The organism is Nocardia fusca NBRC 14340, assembly GCF_001618425.1.
In the GTDB taxonomy this organism is placed as follows: domain Bacteria; phylum Actinomycetota; class Actinomycetes; order Mycobacteriales; family Mycobacteriaceae; genus Nocardia; species Nocardia fusca.
The window spans coordinates 134,973-160,078 of sequence record NZ_BDCU01000042.1; the positions used below are offsets into that span (position 1 = coordinate 134,973).

The following is a 25,106-nucleotide window of genomic DNA, read 5'->3' on the forward strand; positions in this document are numbered from 1 at the left end:
GGGAAAACAACGACAACGGCTTGACCAGGGAAGATGTCCTGTAGGGGTCCCGGTAGCTCTGCCAGCAGTGAACACCGGCCCGGCCGGGCTCGACGATCACTACAGTCCAGTCTCATGACGACGGTTACAACGCGCACGGTCGAGTACCCGGCCGACGGCCTAACGATGATCGGGCACCTCGCGCTCCCGGCCGGTGTCGACCGCCGGCCCGCGGTGCTGGTCGGACCAGAAGGCATGGGGCTCAGCGACGTCGAGCGCCGCCGGGCCGATTCTCTCGCCGAGCTGGGGTACGTAGCGCTGGCCTTCGACGTCCACGGCGGACGCTATTTGGGCGACCCCGAGGAGATGCTGGCCCGTTGCATGCCGCTGCTTGCCGACCCCGACCGGATGCGGGGCATCGGCCACGCGGCGCTCGACGTGTTGCGCGCCGAACCGCGGACCGACCCCGACCGGATTGCCGCCGTCGGCTACGGCACCGGGGGCGCAATCGTTCTGGAACTCGGGCGCGACGGCGTCGACCTGCGCGCGATCGGGACAGTCAACGCACTGACCACGGGCCGACCGGGCGAGGCGGCGCACATTCGCTGCCCGGTGTGGGCGGGGGTGGGGTCGGAAGACCCGATCATGCCGCCCGCCCAACGGGACGCGTTCACCGCCGAGATGCAGGCCGCGGGCGTCGACTGGCGCCTCGTGGTCTACGGCGGCGCCTTGCACGCCTTCCACCACCCGCCGGTCGACCATCCCGCGGTCCCCGGCGTCGGCTACCACCCACGGCACGCGCAGCGAGCCTGGCGCGACGTCGGCGACCTGCTTGCCGAGTGCCTGCCCGTAACGGAGTGACCTGGTCGGCAACCGCGATTCCGGGCCGCGAACCAGGCCGGTCGAGGGCCACCGGCGCGCTGAAGTCCGATTCGACCCGCTCATCAGTGGTCAGAAAACCTACGAATGTCGGTAATCTGACGACGGTGCGTTACGAATGCCACCGGACCCGGGTGCCCGGAAGCCTTCCCTGCCGGGTGATCGCAAAACTGCAGCCACTGACATGGCGTGTGATCGTGGGTGAGGGCGACGGACACCTCGATGGGGGTGTCGAGCGGGACTGCTTGGATGACGAACTGCCGTTCGGATTCCGCAGACCGAATGCGGTCTTCTTCGCCATCGGCCCCTACTGAGCCGGAGTCTTGCGAGCCGGTCCGAGGTCAGCGCGCACACCCCGGATCGCCGGAGTATCCGCCGAGGCAGATATGATAAGCAATTCGGCTCCGACCGGCGTACCCGACCATGTCCGCGACGCAGTTCGCGCCACCGGATGGACCTCTCCCCGGTCATGCGCTTCCGGTAGGCGTCCTCGGGGGTCTCCTTGGCCGCGCCATACTGCCACCACGCCAATTCACCTACCGATGCGGCGAGAGTCCGCACACCGCGCGTGTATACGTAGGGGCCGTGTGCGCTGGGTACTGTGTTGGTTCACAGTGGGTTTCGAGATCGAGCGGGATCACGTCATGGGCATGCGTCGGCGTCGGGTGGCGACGACGACCTGACACCCTCGCCACGACCGCCGTCCGCCCGGGCAATTCCTGACCCGCACCGGTCGATCCCGGCCAACCGGAGCGTCACAGACTGTGCCTGAACGAGCAGACAGCCCCGACCGTTCGGGCATGTTGTGTCGCCAGGGGCGATGAGGCACACCCTCACGCCGCTCGACCGGTCGCCCGCTCCGTGCCTCGGCACCGCGAGAGTGTGGTCTCTGCCGGCGCATACTTGTGCGGCGTGTACAAGAAAACTTCGATGAATGTGCAGTGCGAACAATCTTTCCCGCAGATGGGATGGACGAATTGTTCGCCACACACCGTTTCAGTAGGGTTTTCCGCACCGGGCTCCACATGTTGCCAGGTATCAGTGCAGACGATGGAGTAGGTGCGAAGGCAAGACGGTCGAATATTTCTGTTGCGCGGTATCGATATCGGTCGTACCCGCTGCTGCCGCAATTAGGCAACGAACCGATCTACGCGGACCTTCTCGGTGAGTCACGCGGACACTTGATATTCGACGCTTACCCGGTTGGTGTGTTCACGCCAAAGAAAGTCTGTCGGAACACTTCGGCGGGCTGACGAGAGGATTCCTTTGAAGAAGATTCTGACTTCCATCTGTCTGATTGCCTCCCTTGCCTTAACCGGCCTCATGGCTGCGGCTCCCGCTCAGGCGGTGGATGGTAATAAGGTCCACTACAGTCACCGGGACAGGGGCATCCCGAGTTCGGTCACGCTGAAGACCACCAAGACGAACGGGGTTACTGTTAGGCAGGAGTACGGGTCATACGTTTCTGAGGTCTTTCGGGTCTGCCCGCCGTCCCTCTCCTACAAGCTGGAGATCGTGCCCGTTACCGGTCCGAACTGGTACGGAGCAGCCGGTCAGTGCTACGTCCCCTCGCAGCCTTTTTTGTACGGGGCCATTCTTCGACAGCTTTGAAAGGTCGGTTCGGAATGGGCCACCTGCCTGCTCGGTGATCTGCCTCCGCAAGCTCATTCCGAACCGATCTCCAAGCTTCGATCCACCGATGAAGTTGCTGAGTGGGTCCGTCGAAATCGGTCGGCTGCATACCGGTAAGCGTACGAACCCAGTACGCGGCAGGTCGCGATGGTCGCTACCGTGCCGAACACCCGATGCTGCTGACTCAGTTCGGGTGCTGGTGGTCCTTGTGCGGGTGCCGGATGGAGTCGCCACCCTTCGTCTCGTGCAGCCGGCCGAACCGGCTGGCGAGCAGATGTGCCATGCTCTCGGCCGCACCCCGGCAGGCGTCGTCGATCGTCGCGGCGTTGTGGGTCACCGCGACCGGCTGCTGACCGGTGGGACGAGCCTGCAACACGCATCGCTTGTCGCCCGGTCCACCTTTGCCCGCGTGCTGATCACTGAGGTGGGCTTCGACGCTGACAATCTGGTCGCTGAAGCGCTCGAGCGTCGAAGCGATCTCCTCCTCGACGTGCCGGATCAGCTTGTCACCGCTGTCGATGTTGCTATCGGTGTTGATCTGAATTTGCATGTGCGATCCATTCCGGTAGGTGGCTACTGTACCCCCCGGGCAGAAGCGGATGGTGCTCAGTGTCGACTCCGCCGATATCCCCGATACTCACCGTAGCCCCCGATGATCACACAGCCGCCCGGGAGCCCGTAAAACGCACGTGCCGGGGCGCTCGGGTCGGCGAATCCTGCATCGGAACGCTCATCCGATCGGCAGGATTGTCATGACTGGAAAAGTATTCGAATCAATTGGGGCTCGGCTGAACGGAGTAGTCGAAAATCTACATATTGTGCGCAGTGCACATTGCGCGAACATTTCTTGTATTGATTGCACAACCTTCCCGAGAGTGGCACGGCTGGTTTCCGGGGTTTGCGGCACGATCAGGTCTCAGTGGTCCGCCCCGACAGGGGCGGGTCCTCTGTGACGGGCGGCCGGGGTGCGAGACCTTGTGCTCTGCCGGTGTGGTCTGTTGTCGGGTCGATGGTCATGTCGAGGTGAGTCGGTTGGTCGCTCTGCCGGAGGGCTTCCCCGTAGGGGTGTGTGAACCGGTACTGGGGCCGTTTCCGCGAGGAAACCCCGAAGCGTTACGGGCGGGAGGCGACGCCTGGGAACAGGCCGCACGGGAATGCCTTTCCGAAGCCGACGGCCTCGAGAACATGGCCTTGTCGGTGCCGGACTGTTTTTCCGGCGACACCGCGGTCGAAACCCAGAAGGTCCTGGCCGCAACAGGCGCGCAGAAACGCGATATGGCCGCCTACTGCGAAAGCAAGGCGGTCGAATGCCGCGAAACAGCCAACGCCATCGAGCTGGGCCAGTTCACGTGGATCGTGATGGGCTCGGCGCTGGTGGTGGAGTTACTGGCGGCCCTGGCCATGCCCACGGGCGGACTCGCCATCGCAGCCGGAGTTCGGGTGGCTGCGCGGAAGGGATGGCAACTGGCGTGGGCGCAGCTGATCGAATCGGTAGTGGCACTGTGTGTCCGGTTGTCGGCATCGCGTGCAGCGCTGATCAGCCAGAGCGTCTTGGCGGGTGCACTATTCGGCGGTGGCGTCACCTGGAGCGGACAGGTATGGCAGCAGCAACGAGGACATCGGGACCAGATCGACTGGGATTCGGTGACCGTGTCGAGCGCGGGCGGCGCGGCCGGCGGTCTGGGTGCGGGAGTGCTGTATACGCGGCCGATAGCCGAAGCGCTGGAACGGTTGCATGCGCGGGGAACACGGGGAGCGAATGTGCTGGCTATGCTGATGGCCGGCGGCGCGGCAGGGGTGGCCGGCGGGGTCACCGGCACCTTGGGAGGCGCGGCAGCCGCGAGCGCTTTGAGCGGGGACCCCACGATGCCCGACGGCTCGGAGTTCTATCTGGGTGCGCTCAGCGGCGCTTTGGAAGGTTTGCTCTCCGGCGGCGTTCACACCATCGGCCACTCGGCCAGCTCACCGGCCCGGCCGGACGGGCTGCCCGGCCGTGGTGGCCGGCTCCCGAGACCGGGCGACCTGTCCGCCCTTTTCACTCGACACACAGACACACGCCCCGCTGGTCCGTCCGGTCGTGGCGACCGGCCTGCTGTCACCGCGGCCGGCTCTGCGCACCCCTGGCCCGGTCCCGGCGACAGGCCACCGGCCACACCGATCGGATCGGTCGCACCCGTCGCGGAAACGGCCCTTATCGGGGCGGCGGAAACCGTCACCGCTCCCGCCGCGGCTACCGACGGTCCTGAGCCTGCCACTGCCCCAACCGAACCTCTCGCCCCCGGTGAAGGATCGGCGCCACCCCCCGCAGCGGGAACCGTCACCGCCCCCGAACTTGCCACTGCCCCAACCGAACCTCTCGCCCCCGGCGAAGGATCGGCGCCACCCCCCGCAGCGGGAACCGTCACCGCCCCCGAGCTCGCCACTGCCCCAACCGAACCTCTCGCCCCCGGCGGAAGATCGGCACCACCCCTCGCAGCCGGAACTGCCCCCGACGCCGCCACGACAACGATCGACCCTCACGCGTCCACCGGCAGAACACAAACAACCCCCGCAGCTGGCACGGCCACCGACGCCACCGCCACGACAGTCACCGATCCTCACTCGTCCACCGGCAGACCAGAAACGATTTCGAGTCCCGGGACCGCCGCCACGGGTGTCACCGCCGAATCCCTCGCCACCGCACATACCGGCGACGACGCATCCGTCACCACCACCGCCCCGGCAACCAGCAGTTCGGCCATCACCCCGCTGACCACGGACTTGCCCACACACCCACCCAGTACAACCACCCACATCCCGACCGCGGCCGACAACGCGGTAACCGCCACCGGCACAAGCCATACCGCACGCCTCGACATACCCGACCCGCCCATCGAAACCCCGGCGGCCCTGCCTGTCCCGAGTGGTTCGTTCCAACCGAACCTTCCGTGGTCCCGCACCAACGAATATTCCACCCCGCCACAGCTCCCCAAGGCCGAACGAACCCCCTCGCCCTGGCAATCGCTACCCAACGCACCACTGAAACCGGGAACTACCCCGCCCCCTACCAGCACCATCACACCTCCCCGGACAACCACAGCCACACTCACCGGCACCCCCCACATCACCCCGCCTCCCACCGGACGCCCCACCACTCCACCCGACATCACCACACCCGGCAACCCGCCACGCGCCGCCGTCAGTACCCCGGCCACCACACCGCCCCCCGTCGCCACTCCCTGGCACTCACCTGGACAGACCCCACCCCCGGCCACGCTCACCCGGCCCGGAGACCCTGCCGACAACGACCACACCGGCCCGACCCTCGTGACCCCGGATGGTGCACGGCTCCGGCCGGATACCGGGCGGAGTAGTGAATTGCTGGGAGTGCCCGGCAGTGACGACTGGACCCCATGGGATCCGCAGGGTGTTGCCGTCGAACTGCGCAGACAGTTGCTCGACACCACCGGCTCGGATATTCCGGTACTCGGTTTCGGCCCGGATTCGGTGGATCCGGAGAGCGCGCGAGAGTACGCCCGCGCCGTAATGGACAGTTTCGCCGAATCGCCACACGTGCCGTTGGACTCCATCGAGATCGGTCCGATCAACGACGCGAACCCCGAATGCGTTCCGGCCGAAGTGCAGTATCGTCCGGTGGAAGCGGCGGACGGCGCGCGACGGTTCACCCGGCATCTGGTTCTCAACGAGCTTTTCGCCGCGGATCCCACGAAAATCCGGCGTCTGGTAGACGAGAACGCCGAACTGCACCGTTTCTCGGACAGTGCTCGAAACCGTCCGCTGTACACGGTTATTTCCCATGAATTCGGACATCTGCTGGACCGTACCGGGGAGACCTCCGCCCGGAACCTGGCCACGAACGGGCTGCTGCAGCACTATATGGCCGAGCGGCTGGGACCCGATACGGTCGACGGTTTCAAAGCCTGGTTGCGGGCGAATCTCAGCGGCTACAGCCTCGACCCCGCCACCGGGCGGCTGAATCCCGCCGAAGCGCTGGCCGAAGCCTATGCCCAGGTGGTCGCTGTAGGCCGGGAGAACGTCGTTGCCCCGGTCCGGATCCTGAACGACCTGCTGGTCCGGTCCGCCGATCGAGAAACACTGCGGGGCCGGTTCGGGCGGTTCATCGATGAGGTGCGCTACCGATCGCCGCACTACCGAGTGGCCGGTGAGCACCTCGTTCGACAGTGGCTGCCGTCCGGAAAGGCGGCTGAGGTCGGAAACTCACTGAGTACGGGCGCCGATGCGGCGACGCAGGATGTGGACAGCGGAGGCTGGTCTGAACGTCTCGAGGGAATCGACCCTGCCGGTCAGGTCCGGGATCTGCTGGAACAGATCGAGACCGGCCGGAAAGTCCTGGAATTCCTCGACGCGAACCCGATGATCCGGACCCAATTCCCCCTCCGCGCTGAGGACGCCCCTCCGGGCGAGTTGGGTAGCTATGGAAAATATCACTCCGATGAATTGTCATTGGAGACGTACACCGACGGGAGGAGAATAGTCGACCAGGTTCTCACCGTGGTGCACGAAATTGCGCATGCGCAATACCACGTGCGTGGTATCACGAGTTTGACGCGCGACCGGCTGGAGACTATGTCCCGCGACGACTACGTGGCGGCCATGGTCGATGAGGAAGCCTATGCAGAAGCACAGGCCGTCCGGGCCGGTCTGGAATTGCGGGAACTGGGGTATCCAGTACCGAGAACGAAGATCGAAGAAGCATACGTCGCGGCCACCGAGGCTTATCTGCGCGACAGCCGGCGGACCGGATCGGAAACGGATGCCGACCAGATGCACGAGCAGGGCATCGCCGCAGTCCGTGCGCTGGGTCGCCTCGACGGCGCCAACAATGGGATCAACTGGTACCAAAAGTACTTCGGCGATATGTGGGACGAGGCGAATAGGGCCGCCGGCAGCGCGGTGACCGGCGACGAGAGTTCCGACCGCCATTGGTATCGGGCTACTGATCCGGATATCGCCGCCGAGTTGCACCGGAGCGCGCTGGAACGTCGCGATCTGGATCTGCAGATGAGCGAGATCTCGGGCCGGATTCGAGAAATAGCTGCCGAGCTCGGTCTCGACACCGGACTGAACGAGGCGAAGCTGCACGAGACTGTCGCATCAGAGCTGCGGCGACCTGCCGGGGCATCAGAGGATCCAGCCGAATATCGGCGGCGTCTACATCACCTGCGAGTTCTCGACGATCTGATATCCCGCTCGGCTTGGCAGCACTCTCTCTGGGCGCGTGCTGCGCTCCGCCTCGAGGCGCTTCTGGCGCGGGATGTGCTCAGCACGACCGTCCAGGCCAATGCGGCTCCCGGATCCGGGGCCCGGCTGCTCACCGACCAGGTAGCGTATCTGCCGGGTACGCCGGATCGTATCGTGGTGGCGGCCTTTGTGAATGGGCATATCGGAGCGTTGGAGGCTGCCGGCCGGGCCCCGGAGACGGCGGCGATCCTGGAGCGCGGCGATATCGAAACGGAGTATCGACGTCTCTGGTATTACCCCGATGGGGCTTTCGTGGTGGAATCCATCGGAAAACCTGATCCGCCCCGTGTCTGGTCTGCCGAGTCGCTCACCGAACCCGAGTCGCATGCGGACAAGCTCACGGCCGAGCGGGTTGCCGGACTTCGCCGGGAACTCGCCGATCCGAAAAAGACACAGGTGGGGCCTTGGGCCGACAACATTCTCCGGGATTGGGAAGTACGGATCGAATACGCCACCGATGCCGACAACCAGTACGACCCGGTCCGCAACACCCTGGTCCTGGATCCGGGCCTGTCCGACGGCCTGCAGCTGGCGGCAATGGTGCACGCCGCAATCCATATCGAAGCGGCCGGGAGCCGGGAAACCCCGGCGGGAAACCGGTTTCGGCTGCAGACCCCACGGTGGGATTACGTCCGCAGCATGCTCGCCGAAGAGGCCCGGGCTCATGCCCTGGAAATCATCGCGATCCGGGAGTTGCGCACCGCTGGCTTCGATATCACGGAAACCGCTCTGGAAAGGGCCTACACCACCGCGTTCGACACCGAACGAGCCCGGCTCGCAGAGCGCGATCCCAGTCGCTCACCGGCTGATCTGGACGCACTGGCCAATATCGCCGGGTTGCAGGCTATGCGCCCGGAGCTGGCGACTCATCGTTTGCCCTCCGGCCGCACTTATGCCGAATACTACGGCACAGCATGGGATCGCTCCCGTGGTGAACGTCCGATGGATCGAATCGTTGCCGATGCCCACGCTGCCGGTCGGGCGGTAACTGCCGACGGCGATGTGCTGCCGTCGCAAGTGTTGGAGAATTCCGGCACCAGAACCGTCGAGAAGGTCCGGTACGCGAATGGCCGCGAGCTCGTCGAGACGCGATTCACCGACCCCGAGCGCGGGCCGGCTGCGCTGCTCGCCTCGGTCGTCGGCCGGGCCTTCGGCCGCGCCGTCTCACCTGCAGTCTACGAGTCGCACACGCTCTATCAGCTGGTCCCGCTGGGTAAGCCGGCTGAAAGTATTTCCGCCGATGTCTACGAGTTGGTGGCACCGTACGCCGATACCGAGCGGGCACTAGTACTGGGATTGCTGGATATCGTGACCGGCAACGTGGGCCGTTCCGCGGCAGAGATCTATCTGAACCCGGAACGTCGGAGTGTTGCCGCCGTCGGGCATTACCGGGCCTTCGAGGACAGCGGCCCGGTACCCTCCCGAATCGGACCGTTCGCCGGCGATCTGCTGCGCCGCACCGACGACGGTACGGTCGAATACCGGGACGGGGCGTTACCGGTTTCACTGGTCGACGATTTCATCGAACGATTCGCCACCGCCCGCCCAGCTTTCGAACAATACGAGAAGCTCGACTGGTACGACCAGAGCATGGCGCGGCTGCAGCAAATCCGTTCCCACTCCAGGAATGATTCCCAGAGCGTCGCGGACCTGGATCGGGCCGGGCCCGTGGATTCAGCGGCAGTGGACAGCTATGTCAACCGATACGGAGCCGGCGACGACTACGGGATCCGGGCCACGGTCGATTCGGCCGGAGTGGTGCGGGCCGAAATCCGGACCGGGGAAAACACCCCCCGCGCCGTCGATATGTTCAGCGATATCCTGCGCAACCTCGGACATCTGGCCACCGAATTCCGGGTCGACTGGATCCCGGCCGATGATCTGCCGGGCTACGACGGCGACGGCATATCGACTTCGATGGTCACCGACGAAGGCAACGTGCATCCCGCTATCACCCAGCTCGCGGCCCGGCACGGATTCACCCGGATCGAATCCGTTCCGGCCGAGGCGGCCGGACAGCCCGCGGAAGGCCGTTCCACCGCAGCGCGTTTCCGGCGTCCGGAGGAGCCGGGAACAGTCGGGGCCGAGCCGATCGCAGGGCCGGAGCAAACGGTGGTGGCCGCGGACGCCTCGAATGCTCGGAGAACGGGCGATGAGCCGGCCGAACCGGCGAACCCGGCGGAAGAACGTGATGGGCAAGTTCCCGACCCTGTCCGGGATAATGAATTGGAACAGCAGGGCCCCGATTTTACGGGCAAGTCCCCGGCCGAGGTCGGGCTGTTACTGCGGGATCTGCTGGCCGATCGGGACCATCCCGTCGAGGTATTCGGGTTCGACAAGCTACCCCTGGATGCCGCCCCGGACGTACAGGACATCGCGCGAACCGTGGCGCGGTTGCTCGAACTGAACCCGCAGCTGGATGTGCGGCAGATCGGCTTCGGCCCGATGCGGAAATACCACGATGTGCAGGTGGCGGAAACCGATACCGGGCACCGCTACACCGAAGCGATCATCTTCGGAAGCAGCCAGTTCACCAGGCCGATCGGAGATACAGGTACCGGCAACTACTTTCACGAAAAAGTACGGAAGGATATCGATAACGAGATCATTCCGGAAATATTCGTCTTGCAGCCCGGCTCCGCGCTCGCCGCCCAGGCAATCGCCCATGCATTGGATCACGCGGGCGGATATCTGGCTCGTGAAGTGGTGCATGCCGAACTGACCCATTGCTACCGCGACAACCGGCCTCGCATGTATATGAGCCGCGAACGATGGGAGCTCGACGGACCGAATTATCGACGCTGGCTGAAGAAGGTATTACCGCCGACCAGTTTTGTGGACAGGTGGCACGATATCGTTCCCCGAAAGGCGCTGATAGACGGATTCACGGCGAACTGGGTCGCATCGAATTACGACGGCAACGCTCAGACATCGACGCAGGGAGCGGCGAACCGAACACTGGCCGGCCTGCTGACTGTCCAGGACGGAGTCGAGCCGCGGCTGCTCGACCCGGAGCATGCGGTAGCGGTTCCGTTGCCCGAACCGACCCCCGCGCAGCTACTCGGCGCGCTGGACGAATCCGGTGCGCCGATAGAGGATGTTTTCGCCGGAAAATCTCTGCGTGATATCTCGAAAATTCTGACGGAAGAACTCCTGAAGCTTGCCGGGAAACCCGTAGTCGTCTATGGGCTCGATAAAGATGTCGATCCAGATATTGCCCGTGAGTTTGCGCGTTTCATGGTGCACAGCTTCGAAACCGATGAGTTTGTCGATGTTCGCGGGGTGGGAAATGGGCCGTTCGAGATAAATTTCAACCGCAACCAATACGTTTCCGCCCGGACGTATCCTGGTTTCACGCCATTTGTCACCGAAGGCAACCCCACGCAGCCTGACAGGGACCGCCCGATCTACGTGGACCGTATCCAGTTCAACTCCGATGCCGCCGAGAAGGCAGAGTTCTTGCGCAGAGTTGTCGACAATGCCGTTGAATCGGGGTACCTCGCACCGGATGCCGGCAAGCGACCCGTGTGGTGGATAGCTGGGCACGAGTGGGGACATGTCCTCGACGCCGCCGGTACCGGCCTGTTCCGGAAGTACATCGGTGATGTGCTGCTGGGCCTGTTCATGCACAACCGGCCGGGGAACCCGACGATCTCCGACTACTGGATCTGGCTGAGTCCGAACGTGAGTGGCTACAGCAAGACGAACGAACAGGGCGTTCTGAGGATCAATCCGCACGAAATCGGAGCTGAAGCCGTACCGGAGGTGCGGTGGCGCGGCCGCGAGAACATCGGTGACCACGAGGTGATCGCGGTTGTCTACGATCTGCTGGTCGAGCTGGCGCGGGCGCAGCACAACGGTGGGGTGCCCAGCCGACGACTCATCGAACTCCTGGAACTGCGCGGGATTTACAGGCTCGAATCCACCGGGGAGATCATCGACGGTCTGAACCCGTTCGCTGCGATTCCCCGCGGCGAGGGCGAAGGCGCCATTGTCGAGTCCGGTGTTCCGATCGAGCCGGGTGAAACCGAAAGCCCGACAACTGGTTACCTGAACAGCCCGGAACGGGCGGCCGACGGGGACGAGAACTCTGCGAGCACCCCGGCCGGTCCCGATTCCGTTCCGCCCCAGGCGCCGCGACTCGGCCTGCCGGACCCGGCCCAGCCCGACGGGGTGCGGTCGGCGCAGGACGGGATCGAACCGCATACCGTGACCGAGACGGGGGAACCTGACGGGCAACTACCGGACAGCGCGCTGGGGCCGCTGGTCGACCTTCCGGACATGTCGCCGGCCGAGATCGGCGCGGAATTGCAGAAACTGCTGGCCCTCCGGAATCCTCCCGTCGAGGTATTCGGGTTCGACCAATTACCCGATGATGCCGCGCCGTCGGTGCGGGATATGGCGCGCTCCATGGCGCGACTGTTCGAACTGAGCCCGCAGCTGGACGTGCGCCGTATCGGTTTCGGACGGATAATGGATCGGCACCACGTGCGGGTGTCCGAAACCGATACCGGGCACCGGTTCACCGAAACCATAATTTTCGGAGTAGACCAGTTCACGAGGCCCTACTTCGACAAAGGCGGCGGGGACTACTTTCTGGCCGGGATCCGGGAAGATATCGACAAGGGTCTTCTTCCGATAACTTTTACCGAGCGGCCCGCTGACGCGCTCACTGCGCAGGCATTCGCCCACGCATTGGACCACCACGGCGGATATTTGGCGCGCGATCTCGTCCATGCCGAGTTGACCCGCCATTACCGCGACAACCGGCGCTTGCCGAACACCGTCGGTGAGCGGTGGAAGCTCAGCGGGCCAGGCTATCGGGCCTGGTTGACGGAGGTGCTACCGCGCACCAGTTTTCCGGACGAGTGGCACGATGTCCTTCCCGATAGGGCACTGATCGACGGGTTCGTATCGAACTGGGTCGAATACCGGGACCCGGACTCACGCTTCGACCCGGAACACGCAGCGGTGAGCCGAAAACTGGCCCAGCTGCTGACCGGCCAGGACGGGGTGGAGCCGCGGCCGCTCGACCCGGAACATGCGATGCCCTTGCAGTTGCCCGAACCGACCCCCGCACAGCTACTCGGCGCGGTGGATGAATCCGGTCTCCCTATCGAGGATGACTTCACCGGAAAATCTCTGCAGAAGATCGCGGATACACTGGCCGAAAAACTGGAGGCGATCACAGAAATACCCGCCTTCGTCTATGGGCCCGACATGTTTATCGGGAAACCTTGGGGGGAGGTCGCGGATTCGCTGGCTGAAAAACGCAAGCTTCAGGATGGAAGAAGCATCTTGGTCTTCGGGTTCCGGCCGAATATCGATCCCGAAGTTGCCCGTGAATGGGCGCGTTCGCTGGTACAGGACTTCGACTCCGAGGATCTGGGACAAGACGTTCGCGCGGTGGGCATCGGGTTTCACGGACAAATCCCCGAACCCGGCTTGTTTGCATGGACAACCTACGGTGTCACCCCGGCTGACTCGCAAAGCGATCCCACCGAAACCGATGACAGTCGACGGGTCTACGTGCAGAGTATCCAGCTCAACCCGCACCCGGCCGAGAAAGCGGAGTTCTTCCGCAGGGCAATCGACCGGGCGGTCGAATCGGGGCACTTCCGGCCGAGTGCTGGTTTTCGCCCGGTATGGGCGCTCGGTGGGCACGAATGGGGCCACGTCCTGGATGCCGCGGGGAACGCCACGTTCCGGACCCTGCTCGGTGATGTGCTGTTGGGCCACTATATGGCCGCCCGCGAGGGGGAACAGACAGTCCCGTTGGGCGAACCGACGATCACCGGCTATTGGTCCTGGTTGCGACAGAATTCGAGTGGATACGGCTTCCTCGGCAGACGGATCGATCCAGCCGAATTCGGTGCGGAAGCCAGAACCGAGGTGCGGTCCCTCGGCGGCCGTGCGAAAGTCGATAGTCGGGAGGCATTCGCCGTTTCCGAAGAACTGCTGGTCGAGCTGGCACGGTGGCAACACGACAACCAGGTACCGAGCCCGCGGCTCACCGAGCTCTTGGACCTCGGGCGGGTTTACCGTGTGGAGTCGAGCGGGGAGGTCATCGACGGACTGAACCCGTTCGCCGCGCTTCCCGAGGGCGAGAACGACGGGATGATTGTCGGGCCCACCACTCCGTTGCAAGCGGACGCCGCCGCGATCCATATATCGAACAGCCCGGAGACGCCCGTTCCTGGGCGGATTTCGGAACCGTCAGCCGGCTCCCGTGTCGACCCGGTCAGGGGCCCCGCAGACCACCAGTCGAATCAGCAGTTCCCGGAGGATCCCACCGATTCCGTGGTTCTCGGGGTCCCACCTGGCCACCAGTGGCCGTCGGCGGAGCACCCGGAAGACGTCGCGCGGATGCTGGAGGGATTCCTGTATCAAGAGCTGAATGATCCCCGCGGTGTCGAAGTGCCCGGGTGGGAGCTCGTCCCCGTCGAAGCCGTCGCGATCGTGCAGGAATATGCGCGCGCAATCGCCGATTTCGTGCACAGTGACCCGGACACTGTCCTGCGTGTGGTCGGATTCACGAAGGATGCTCCGGACGGAGTCGACCCCGAGCAGTGGCGAACCGCTTACGGAGTGACCCTCGGTGTGACGGAGCCGGAGAGCCGATATCGGTCCCACGTCGCCGTGTGGTTCAACGTGGCCGCGATTTCGGATCCCCGAACCTTCCGGTCGGAGGTTCGTGCGGATGTATCCAGTGGCTATCGGCAGAAGGGTGCATTCCGGCGCCCTGCATACGCGATCGCCCGGCACGAACTCGAGCATGTGCGCGAAGTACAGAATTTCGAGAGCGCCACCGATGTACTGCGTAACAACGTGCTCTACCACTACTTGCGAAACCATCTGGGCCCGGCGACACGTGACGCCCATGGGCAGTGGGTGGCCGCCAGTCTCCCGCGCGCCGGTCTGAACCACGACGGTAGCCAGATCGACGCGCGGGAGGCATTGGCCGAAAGCGGTGCAGAAGCGGCGACCGCGACCCCGGACGAGGTCGACGACCTCGTCCGGTTGCTGGCGGAACTCAATGACGCGCAGGACGGAAACACGCCGCGGGGCGTCGATCGGGATGTTCGTGGGCCGGTGGGCACCTATCGTCCAGGGTCTCGGTGGCAGCCCGGCGAAATCGATTTTCGCGCCTCTGAGGCCGCTGTTCCACATGGTGAAACCTTGGAACGATGGGCCGGGCTGAGCCTGGATGTGGTGGGTGAACGGGTTCAGCAAATGGGGCAAGTCGAGGTATTCGGGTTCGACACCGAGGGCCTGGATCCAGCGGTGGTTTCCGAAATCGCGCGCGGACTCACCGATACGCTCGAGCGGCTGCGGGAACTCGGCATCAGTCCGGATATTCGCCGGATCGGGTTCGGCGCGGTACCCGACGGCATGCTCTCGATCGCACATCCCGGCATCGATCCGGAGACCGGCCACCGGTACCTGGAATCGATAACCTTCAACGCCGAATCGGTCCGTGACTCCGCCGGATACCGGGAGGCAGTCGACCCGCAGTACGCGGGTTTCGGTACGCGCAGCGCGCATCGCACCAGCCCGTACGCGACAGGGGTGCAGGCGGTCGGCCAGGCCATGGTGCACGGTGTCAACCGGGCCGCCGCCGATAAGGTCGAACCGTTGCTGGAGCTGTTCTACCGGACCCGGCCCGAACCTTTGGGCGAGCAGAGCGGGATCGGAGTGCTCGGCTGGCTCGCGGAGAATTTCAGTGGTTATGCCTTCACACCCACCGCATTGTTCAACGGATCCCACGGGCTGGTCGACGCGTTCACCGAGGTGATGCTCGATGGACCGGGCCTGGTCGGTGAACCGGTCCGCCTGGCCTACGAGCTACTGCTCGCACCGGACGACGATCAGGTGATCCACCGGCTGCTCGGCTGGTCGCCGGAACCGGACCGGCCGCGGGAGACCGTTCCGGTGGATCCGGAGTACCTAGGAGGACCGGGGCCGGCTTCAGATGTCGAGGCGGAGGACGGGCTGCCCGGGGCGGGTGCGAAGGGCGCGGGAGTTTCGGCGGAATTGTCCCGCTACGGTTGGGATCCGGAGGATGATCCTCCCCGGGAGCCCGGTCCGCGGGCGACCTCTGTGCGACTACAGACCGAGCTGCGAGATCTCACCGGCAACCCGCGTTTCGAGATCGTCGGGTTCGAATCCTCCAGTATCGACGGTGGGCTGAATTCGGGTATGGTGCGGGAGTTCGCGCGGGCGCTGACCGGGATGTTCGGCTTGTTCCCCGCGGTGGATCTCCAGTTCGCCGGCTGGGCGACTTCCGCGCTCCCCGACGGACAATTCGCGACGGTGGTCATCGAGGCAGACCCAGCGACCGGGGAGGACCGGCGTGGTCTACTCTTCGATCCGCAACGATTCGGCCGAGTGACAGCCGAATCCGGGGACAGCGCACAAGGTTTCCTGGAGTACATCGCCGAAAAGGTCGGCAAGGGAGAGTATCCCGGCGTCGTATTCGACGACCCGGTGTTCGCGGCCGTGGTGCACGCGTTCGGCGAGGCGATCGATTACCCACACCAGCGGGCGACCGAAATAGCGCTCAATGCGAATCTGCGGCACAACTACGAAGCGACCGATCCGCAGCGCGGAGACCCGAATTACGAGGAGTGGCTGGACAAGATGTTGCCCGGCCACCGCCGGGGCCCCCTGGGGGTGCTTCCGGACAGTGCCATGGGCAGTGTGCTGACCGAAATCGCCATGCGCGGTGAACATTCCGGTGACCTCACGCGCACCCTCTTCGAAGTATTGCAGCCGGCCCATCGAGGCCGGCTACCGGCGCGGTGGAGTGACTGGCCGAACCCGGATGCCATTCGAGATCCGCGGCTGGATTGGGAACCTGGAGCCGAGTATTCGGATGCGGAATGGCTCGGCGTCCCGGCCGCCGACCAGTCGTTCGACGTGCCGACCGTGGAAGACGTCGGCGAGCTACTCCAGCGCAAACTGCGGGATCTCGGCACAAAGACGCAGATATACGGCTTCCACACCGAACTGAAGGACAAAGAATTCCGCGTCAGGGGTGAGCGGGAATCCGGACCGCTCATCGCGAATCTCGAGAAGGCGAAGGAGCTTGCGCGAGGGTTCCTCCAATTCGTCGAGGATTACCCGGAGTACGAGATCGGCCACTTCGGGATCAGCCCGGTGGGCGGGCGCGCGGATGCCACGACATGGGCCCCGAGAGACTTGAAGACCGGTGTGCGCTTTATCGAGACGGTCGAAGTCAGCCCGGAACTGGTGGCCGGATCCGCCCAGCGGACCACCGAATTGGCCCAGTACTCGAGCCTGGCCGGAATCCACTATCCGAGTAGGGCAGTCCGGCCGATACAGGCGCTGCTGTGGAGCCAGCTCGGGAACGCGGTGCTGGCCAGAGGTAATGATGTCGCGCGGGGGATAGCCGGGCCGGCGGTACGGCACTGGTATGAGCGGGTGGATGCCGCGCCGACCGAGGAGGGGTTCCGCCGATTCACCCACGCCCGGCTCGACCGGCTCAGCCACGCGCCCGAGAACAGCGCCATCGACGGATGCCGCAACGGTGAGCTCTATCCGGAGGGAGCGCTGCTGGAGGCCATCGAGGCGGTCGAGGTGCTGGGTGCGGCGAACGTGCCACCGCTGGTGAAGTTCCTGCACGACCTGGCGTTCCGGACAGTCGAGCGGCAGGGCGATCCGCCCGGTTCGGTACGCGATCACCTCCACCGGATCACCGACAGGATGCAGTTCGGCGTATCCCTGCGCACCGCAACGGTGCCCGCACTGCGGGTGCTGGGGCACGCCGGCAACGGCCTGGTACCGCCTCATGTACCGGACGAGGCGACCGCGATATCGGTGAGCGAGTTGGTGGGGGTCCCCGACGAGGGAATATGGTCGCTCCGGGGTACCGCCTCGGCGGTCGGGCTCGATCTCAGCGCCCATCTGTCGGCCCCGGTGCACGGTTTCGCCGATGATTCGGTGGATGTGCTAGTGGCGCAGGAGTTCGCGCGTTCGCTGGCCGAATCGTTCGACAGGTACCGGCCGCCCTGGGTGGCGATCGACGGCATCGTCATCGGGGACGTCCCCGACGGTGCAATTGCCCGTACCACGTTCCGGCTGGATCCGCTGACGGGTGCGGTACGCGGCGTGACGATCACCTTGAGCGCCGAGTATGCCGGTGACGCGCGAAAGCTGCGGTTCGCGGTGCTGGCGAAGGCGGGCCCGAAGCAGGGGGGTGCCGATCATTGGGCGCTGGAGCGCCGGCCGGTGTATTCGGTGGGGTTGCGCGAGTACGGCCGGGTTCTCTGGGCCGCGAGTGGGGGGCGCGGCGACCGTATTCTGGCAGAATCGATGTGGGTCGAAGCACGATCCGGTGATCCCGAGAGCGCGCACTGGAAGGTATACCCGGACAGTCCCGAACGGGCCGGGGACTTCACCGGATATGTCCGGATCGACGAGAATGCGGACCCTGACCGCCCCCCGGTGGACCTGGCCGAGGCTGCAGTGGACGGGTTGGTCGAATCGGCGCTGGGCAGCCGCGGTATCAGCGATATGCACTGGCTGGCATTCGACACCTTGGTCGGAGCAGTGGAAAGGGCCCGGTCGCTCGGGCCGCTCGGGCGGCTCGTGGACCGCGTGATGTTCGGATCCGGTGAAACCGAGTCCGCGCCCGGTGCCGCCCGAATGTCGGATTCCGCCCTGCTCGCGGCGTTGACAGAGCTCGAGTCCGCGGTGCGGGCAGTGGAGGGTGACGTCGCGGCGATGGTCGATGCGACGGAACCCGACGCGGCGGCGGGTGATCCGTTCTTCGGGCAGGAACCGCATCGGGTGCAGGAGATCCTCCCTCGGATACTGAGCGAGCACACCGATGCCGAGCCGCGGATATTCGGGCTGGAATCCGCGGATCTGGATCCCGCGCGCGTACAGGAATTCGCGCGAGCGCTGGCCGATACATTCCGGCGGCTCCCCGGAACCGACGTGGACGAGGTCGGTCTGGTGCGGAATTCCGCTCAGTTCCGGGAAAACACTCACGACGGTTTCACGGCATCGATTCGCTATCCGGACCCCCGTACCGGTGAACAACGCCATCGTCTGGTCTTCGCCGCCGAATTCTTCCGGCAACAGGCAGCCGCCGGAACCGATGGCCCGGATGGGTTTCTCCGTTTTGTGCGGGACAGGATTTCCGACGGCCGGTATCCAGAAATGGTCCAGGAACGGCCGGTGTACGGCGTGGTGGTACACGGGTTCGGCCGCGCAATCGGATACCGGGACTATGCGGCTGTTCGCCGCGACCTCGAGGCCATAGCGTGGGACCACTACAACACCCACCCCGAACTGTGGGAAACCGAATACGCGGACTGGCGGCGGCAGATCCTTCCCGGGCACACTCCCGCCGACCAGCAGATATCTCCGGAGAACGCCATGGGAGCCGCCCTCCTCGCGGTATCGCTGCGAGGTGAGGAGGGAGCCCCGGCGCCGTGGGCGGCGATCTACCGGCGGCTCGAATCGGATCATCGGGCGGCGCCACCGGGATCGGATGACTCGTCGCAGGACGGCCTCACCGGTACGAGGGATATCGACGAGCCGGCCGTGGACCGCCGAGAGGACGAAGCGGTTTCCGACCGGTTCGAAAGATCGGCGCCGGATGGCTCGGTGGAGCCGGGTTGGCGGCTGCTGCGCTTGCGGGATGAGGTCGAGCTGGCGCGTGTGCTGTATGACCGGCCGGCGAGTAAGCACGCCGCGCGCGCGATGCTCGACCGGCTACGTGAGGTTCTTACCGCGCTGCATCCCGGCGCGACCCCGGCGGAGATCGATAGCGCTTTCTTCGCGCCGGAGAACACGACGGCCGGCGGAATGGTGCCACGTTCGGTGTCACTGGACGAATTGCGCGAGGAGGGGAATCTGCGTGAATTGATGGCCGCCGTGTACAACGCCATGTTCCGCAGCGGGGAGCTTACCGAGAATCCCTCGACGACCACGCTGGACGACGGTGTGGCCGCGCTGCTGAACGAGGAGAACTGGGAGGAGAAAGCGACGCAGCTGGAGCTCGATATCGACGCATTGCGGCAAGTGCGTACGTGGATCGCCGGCGACGACCCACAGGCGACGATCGGGAAGAGGGACCTGCGTGATGTGCGAAACACTGTGCGCTATCCCGAGGATAGCGATATCGCGGACGAGCGAACCCTGAGCAGTGCCGACGAAAGAGTGCGCGACCCGCTGGAACAGATGCGGCGCGGACTCACCGTCCAGGACTGGGCGCTGCTGGGGATGCCTTTGTCACCGCGGGAATTGGCGGCGATTCCGGGTGATCTGGTCGCGCTGCGCAAAACCCGGCTCGACCCCGGGCGGGTGTTGCCACGTGATGACCGGGGGCGGGTCGATGCGGACGCACTGGAGTCCGAGCTCGCGGCGGAGGACGAGACATTCCGTTTCGCTGTCCCGCTGTACGAATACGACGACAACGGCCACCGGATACGGAACGAGGCGAACGAGGCGGTGGTATCCGGTGTACTGGTCTACCGCGAAGTGGGAACGGTCGACGCCGAAACTGCGTTGGGTCTCGATCCGGGCGAGTTCGCGGTTCCGCTGCCATGGGGGCCGGGTGTGTCGCGGGTAGATTTCGCCAAAGACGGTGCGTGGTTCCGTGAACTCGCGGTCGAGCGGAAGTTTCCGCTACTGGCCGGGCTATCGGGGACTGCCGCGCGGTTCGCTTCCCGGTTCCTCTGGATGCGGCCTCCGGGTATATCCGAGGTGGATGCGGCCGGGGCCATCCTGGCATTCCTTTCGCCGCAGCATCATTCGCTGTACGAGCAGGTGCGGGGGATGCGGATGTCGGGTCTGAAACTCGTAGACGACGCAGTGTTCCGCTCGCCCGACGGGTCGGCCGGGGAGCTGTACCGCGCTGTGCGCGAACGGTTCGATATACCCGCGCCGGAGGGTTCGGCGCGGGTCGCTCCACTCGCCACAGGCGGTATCGGTGAGAGGCCGGCCGTAGAAGGCGTCGATTCGGGGCCCGCCGCTGCGGTAAGGGATGAGGCGGCCCCAGGCAATGCGCAGCCTATAGCCGATCCGCTGGGTGTCAGGTCCGAAGACAGGTGGTCGGACGTCCCATTGGAAAAGATCTGGCGCCAGTTTCAGGCGATGCTCGCGGAGGCACTGCCGCCCGGCCGCACAGTCGAACTGTTCGGGTTCCCGGGGCAGCCCACCGCAACGGACGCGGCTACCACGCTGCCCGATCCGGTCACGCCCACGGTGCCGCTCGATGTGGTGGCGCTCCGCGAGTACGGCCGGGCACTGGAGCGCAGTTTCGGCAAGTTCCGGGATGTGGACGTGCGCCGGATCGGGTTCGCCGAATTGGCGCCGAACCAGATGGCCCAGACCGATACCGCATATGATTCGAAAACCGGCCGGATGTACATCGAATCGATCACGTTCAATACCCGGCACGCGTCGGATGCGCAGCGGTTACAGCAATACATCGCCGGGGAGGTCGAGAGCGGTCATTTCCCGGAAATCTTCCTCGCCCGGCCGATACAGGCGGTGGCTCTGCACGAATTCGGTCATGTGCTGGACGCGAAGGGCAACCGATCGGCGCGAAATCTGATCGGCCCGATGATGCTGCAGCGCTATACAACCGTATTCCGTGCGGAACAGCAGTGGTGGAATGCGCTGCCTGCCGACGGGAAAGCGGAATGGAGGCAGTGGTGGAAACGGATGCTGCCCGAACTGGAGTCGGAGCCGTCGGAGGTCGGCATGTACCTGAGCTGGCTGGCCGACAGGTTCCCGGGGCACAGTATTTCCCGCGCGGACGTGCTGCTGCCGGGCGAAGCACTGGCCGATTCGTACGCGGTGGCGGAACTGACCGAGCTGATGAACGTCGGCCGTGCGGAGCCGGTGGAGCTCAGCGCCGAAATACAACTGGCCCACGAACTGCTCGTGCGGCGCGCGAAACGGGGCACCGCGGCGGGACTGCTGGACAAGGTCGCGGACTGGTTGCGGTTCCAGCAACCGTACGGGGACGCGCAGCCGGTGCCGTACAACGGTTCGATCGCGCATATCTGGAACGCGGAGAATTCCGGCCCCGGTCGAGACGATATGGCCGGGCGATCTGATGCGGACGGACCAGCGAACGACGGCGCCGGCGAACGGCGGGAAAACGCGGATCCCGCGGCCGCGCCGAAATCACGGTGGAGTGATTGGCCGAACCAGGAGGCCATCAGGGATCCGCGACAGGAGTGGGAACCGGACAGCGAGCATTCCGATGCCGAATGGCTGGGTGCCCCGGACGAGGATATATGGTCGTTCCATACGATTCCGGAACACCTCGGTGCATTTTTGAAGCAGCGAATCGAGCGCAGTCTGGGCCAGGACCTCACAGTGCGTAACTTCCGTGGTCCCGTAGCGAACTTCGAATCCGCGCGAGAAGTAGCGCGGGCGCTGACAGATATGTCCGAGCTCTACCCGATTGCCGATCTCGGCGAGATCGGGATCTCGCCGTCCAGCGTGCGGAGAGATATTTATATGAGTGCTCCGCTCGCCAAATCGACCGGAATACCCGTTGCGGCGAGGATCGCGATCAACCTCCGAGTATTCGACAGCACGAGCCGAACGCTGGCCGAATCCGGTCGCTTCGCAGTCGACAACGGATTCGGTTACCCGAATGCCGCGCTCCGTCCCGTATACACCACGGTGGTGGAGGGATTCGCGCGGACGCTGATGGCACGAGGGAACGGCGATGCGGCGCGGGTGGCTCAGCAGGCGTTGTCCACGGTGTACGAGCGGAGCGAACGGCGGCATCTGCGCAAGCCGACCCGGGAAGGGTTCGTGCGATGGGCCCGCGAGCAATTGAACGATGACAGTTATGAGCTCGGTGGGGCGGCCGGATTGACGCTGCGGCCGGAAAACGCGCTGCCCGCGGCATTCGCGGCGGTAGAAGTGCTGGGCCGCAAGAATGTTCCTCCCGCGCTGCGGATACTGCATGATCTGGTGGTCCGCGCCGCTGAGCACCAGGCCCGCCCGCCCAGGCCGGTGCGCGATCACCTCGGCCGGTTCGCCGACCGACTCCGGTTCGGCGGACCGCTGCCCAGTGGTCGCATCCATGCCCTGCGGATGCTCGGCGAGCGCTACGGTTTCGAGGCGAAACACTTGCCGAACGAGGCGGATGCGACATCGGTCGCTCAGTTGCTGGGCGCCCCCGCCGACGATTGGTCGCGGCTGACGAGTGCCTCGGCAGTGGGTACCGAACTCAGCGCACGGCTATCGATTCCGGTGTACGGGTTCGACAACTCCGTGGATGTCGAGGTGGCGCGCGATATCGCGCGATCGATGGCGGATACGGTGGGTCGATTCCGTCCGGCAGGTTTCGACTACGTCGCCATCGGCCGCGTGCCGAAAGACGCCTTGGCACATACCGCCACATGGGTGCACTCGCTCACCGGTGCGGTGCATGCCACATCCATCACCTTCAATGCCGAACTCGCCGCCGATGCGAGGCGGTTCCGGGCCGAGGTGCTGGCGAAGGCAGGGCCGAAACAGGACGCTGCACAACATTGGGCGCTGGAATACCGGCCGGTGTATTCGGTGGGCCTGCGGGAGTATGCGCGAGCACTCGATTTCGCTGGTGGCGGCTACGCCCACAATGAGCTGTTGGAGATTCTCCGGGCCGGTGCGCATTCGGCGGACGGCATGTCCTGGGACTTCACCGGATACGTCGAAGTCGCCCCGTCCGAACCATTCACCGCGTCGGCGGTCGACCCGGTGGATGCGCTGGCGGATAGTTTCGTCGAGGTGGTCGCCGGTCCCGATCGGGCCGGTGAGCTGCACCAACAAGCATTCGACATGCTACTCGGTGCGGTGGAACGGGCCCAGCGGCGCGGGCCGCTCGGCCGCCTGGCCGACTGGGTACTGTTCGGCGCCCGCGCCTTCAGCCACCTTCCAGGCCGGGCCGGGAGCGTCGACGATGCCGAACCTCCGGGGAGCTGGGACGAGTTCGGGGAGATGATCGACGAGATCCTGGCCGGTGCGGCCCGCGACGATCCATTTTTCGGGGCGGATCCGCGGGCGGTCCAGGTGACATTGCAAGAGATGCTGCGCGACCGCACCGGGAACCACGAGTTGGAGGTATCCGGGCTGGCGCGCGACGATCTGAACCCGGAGCGAGTGCAGGAATTCGCGCGGGCGCTGGTAGAGATGTCCGAGCTGCTTTCGGCCATGGGTGTGGGCAAGGTCGAACTGGCGGAATCGGGCCGATTCGACGACTTCACCGAAGACGGTTTCAGTGCTTGGGTTCCGGATAACGGCGCCGGAGACGGTAGCTCCGAGCTGATGTTCAATGCCGTGCATTTCCGGGCGACCCGGCCCGACGGCAGTCCTGTCGATGCGGCGGAACTACTGGACTATCTGCAGGAGAAGATCGACGACGCGCAATATCCGGCAGCGGTACTGGAACGCCCGGTGTTCGCGGCGGTGACCCGCGGGGTCGGCCAAGCCGTCGAGTACCGGAACTACCGGGAGACCGAGGCAGAACTCAACGCAGCATTGCAGGCGTACTACGACACCAATCCCAACTGGTGGAAGATCGATTACGAGGATTGGCTGCAGCTGACCTTCCCCGGATACCGCACCCGCGAGTACGGCGTGAGCCCGGCGGAGGGTATGCGGAATGCGCTCGTCGAAGTGGCGCTCCGGGGGCCTGATCACGCTGCCGGTCCGATGCGCATGGTCTACGAACTGCTGAAATCCGGGCAGCGAATGCCGGCGCACACTCAGCCGGAACCCACTACGGAGCAGGCCGGTGTGCCGGACGACGACGGCCCGGAACGGCAGGACCCGGACCCGGCGGCACCTCTCCGGATACTGCCGGTGCCGCCGGCAACCCGGGATACTGTGCAACCTCCACAGCGCGATCCCCTCGGGACCGGTGGCGACTCTGGCGCAGGCGGACCTGAGGGGCCGGATCGAGTGCCCGGTGAAGTACAGCCCATTCTGGTCCGGCCCTTCGCCGGTGCAGGTATCCCGGCGCTTTTCGATCCGCAGACCGGCTCACTGCAGGTAGGGGACCGCGCGGGGCGGCAGCAGAGTGGTGTCTACGGTGACCTCGGCGATATACCGGTGGTGTTCTATCGCGAACCGGGCAAGGGGCTCGTACTGCGGATCGGCGAGCACCGCGTCGAATGCACCGACGCGGTGACCACCTGGTGGACCTCGGCGGGGCCGCGAACCAGCCGATTCGGCGTCGCGGTCGATGGAACTGTTCTGGCAGATGTGACCTATCGGGCGCTACCGCGAGATCTGGACCTGGGCGCCTATATCAATGCGGTTCTCGCCGACGACGACCGCCGCGGGACTGTGTTCGACTGAATCCGCGC

The 25,106-nt window shown here is 65.1% G+C and carries 4 protein-coding genes; 3 read left to right on the forward strand and 1 reads right to left on the reverse strand.

Going from position 1 to position 25,106, the window contains the following annotated elements; translation table 11 throughout:
- Positions 1-114: 114 nt before the first annotated feature.
- Both NF4_RS27265 and NF4_RS38125 read left to right on the forward strand, forming a co-directional pair.
- Positions 115-840 carry a dienelactone hydrolase family protein gene (locus NF4_RS27265; protein WP_063130255.1) on the forward strand — a complete coding sequence of 242 codons (726 nt, stop codon included), beginning with the start codon at positions 115-117 and terminating at the stop codon, positions 838-840.
- A gap of 125 nt (positions 841-965) precedes the next feature.
- On the forward strand, positions 966-1,172 hold the full coding sequence (locus tag NF4_RS38125) for a hypothetical protein (RefSeq protein ID WP_157120635.1): 207 nt from the start codon (positions 966-968) through the stop codon (positions 1,170-1,172).
- Between the two features lie 1,502 nt (positions 1,173-2,674).
- On the opposite strand, the gene NF4_RS27275 is transcribed toward NF4_RS38125, so the two are convergent.
- Positions 2,675-3,040 (reverse strand): HPF/RaiA family ribosome-associated protein, encoded by a 366-nt coding sequence (locus NF4_RS27275; RefSeq protein ID WP_063130257.1) that lies wholly within the window; start codon positions 3,038-3,040, stop codon positions 2,675-2,677.
- A gap of 482 nt (positions 3,041-3,522) precedes the next feature.
- On the opposite strand from NF4_RS27275, the gene NF4_RS27280 reads away from it, so the two are divergent.
- Positions 3,523-25,098 (forward strand): hypothetical protein, encoded by a 21,576-nt coding sequence (locus tag NF4_RS27280; RefSeq protein ID WP_157120636.1) that lies wholly within the window; start codon positions 3,523-3,525, stop codon positions 25,096-25,098.
- Positions 25,099-25,106: the final 8 nt, after the last annotated feature.